This window comes from Haloarcula sp. Atlit-7R (genome assembly GCF_003666065.1).
GTDB lineage: Archaea > Halobacteriota > Halobacteria > Halobacteriales > Haloarculaceae > Haloarcula > Haloarcula taiwanensis.
In genome coordinates this window covers 1-585 of sequence record NZ_QXIK01000057.1, presented here as the reverse complement: position 1 = coordinate 585, position 585 = coordinate 1, and the positions used below count along the sequence as shown (strand labels likewise).

Annotated in this window: 1 pseudogene; it reads right to left on the bottom strand. The window is 55.2% G+C overall.

Features of this window, described 5'->3' with window-relative positions:
• Window positions 1-524: pseudogene (locus tag D3D01_RS22600) on the bottom strand (RND transporter); the annotation flags it as partial.
• Window positions 525-585 lie beyond the last annotated feature (61 nt).

Here is a 585-nt window from a genome sequence, read left to right as displayed (position 1 = left end):
GACGGCTCCTCTCGGTTTAGATCGTTGCTGAGTAGCCCTGCAACTGCTGGCTGGCGCTCAAGTGTGGTTCGGGTGGCGGACTTAATCTCTGTCTGTGAGGCTGCTTCTACGGTATCGATCTGCTCTGAGAGTGTGTCTGCGTTCGGGTCCAGCGTCTGGGCGACTGCCTGTGCGACGCTTGTCGTCCCGACAACGTCCTGAGATTCACGCTGCGTAAGCCGGTTCTGTGCTTTCAGCATGTTGAGGATAGCCGGCTTCGACAGGACGTTCTGGTCCTTTTGAATAAGCGTTGTAGAGCCAGTCCCCTCACCGAACGGTTCGCGCTCGAAGTTGTCGTTGACCTCGTCGAACGCTTCCTGTGCGGGAACGCCGTCAGTGAACTGTGATGTCCCTGAGTCGGTCGCAGTCATGCCGAAACCCGCTGACAGAATCAGCGTTGTGACAATAAACACAGCGATGACTGTCTTGTCACGGTTGACAATCCAATCGTCCAGTATGTCGATGTATTTCTGATAATCTAGCATTGTGACATAGATGTTAGCCTCGGACGGTCACTGACGGCTGTACCAGACGACGCCGCCAACG